Genomic DNA, 826 nt, shown 5'->3' on the forward strand with positions numbered 1-826 from the left:
GTCATTGGCATCCACCGATCCGCCACATCCCGTCGTCATACCACGGACCTTGGACTTTCGCGCCAGTCTCCCAAGCATGACGATCGCTCGGAGTAGCGTTCGGCGAACATCATAGGGGCGGGCGCCCATTCGATAACCGGCTCGCTTGAGTATTTCAGTGTACGGGATCCATTCTTTGGTGGAGTTGTAATCCTTCATGGTTTCCGCTCCAGGAGGTGGACACTCAGTCACTTCATTTCCCTGCGTTTCTTCGGCGTGGCGCTACGCTGATCGACAGCGCCTTTGCGCCAACCAGCCCACGGCGTTTCGCCTCACCGGCCGCGAGTGCCGTCGCGATGCGCTGGCCACCGAGCTCGGCCACGGCGTGCACCGGATCGAGCGCCACGTGGCTGTAGCGCTCGGTGGTTGCGGCGTTGCTGTGCCCGAGCACCTTGCCGACCAGGAACAACGACCCGCCGGCCGCCACCGCGGCGCTGGCAAAGGAGTGGCGGAGCACATGCAGTGTCACGTCGTCGTCGAAGCCCGCCAAGCGGCGGACCCGGTCGAAGGCCTTGGTGATCCCCACCGCGTGCCCATCGCCTCGAGCTGCTGGGAAGACCCAGGGGATCAGGGTGCCCTCTTCGTCCACCATGCGTGGCAGGCCCGCCAGGAAGGCCCGGGCCGCGGTCGTGAGCGGGATGACCTTGGCGCCGGTCTTGCTGTCCGGCAGGCGCAGGCAGCCTGCGGCCAGGTCCACGTCCTGCCACCGAAGGCTCAGAGCCTGTTTGAGAATGGGTTGCTGAGCCAGAACGGCTGTGGTGGAAGCTCGGGATGTGGACCCGAGAGA

General features: G+C 65.3%; 2 protein-coding genes. Both read right to left on the reverse strand.

Annotation, left to right across the window (positions count from 1 at the left end):
* The coding region (locus tag HLA95_RS27555; RefSeq protein ID WP_222185159.1) for a hypothetical protein at nt 1-198 on the reverse strand (198 nt) is incomplete at its 3' end.
* Between the two features lie 34 nt (nt 199-232).
* On the reverse strand, nt 233-826 hold a 594-nt coding region (locus HLA95_RS27560), incomplete at its 5' end, for a tyrosine-type recombinase/integrase (protein WP_222185160.1).

This window comes from Geminicoccus harenae, assembly GCF_019800005.1.
Classification (GTDB): Bacteria; Pseudomonadota; Alphaproteobacteria; order Geminicoccales; family Geminicoccaceae; genus Geminicoccus; species Geminicoccus harenae.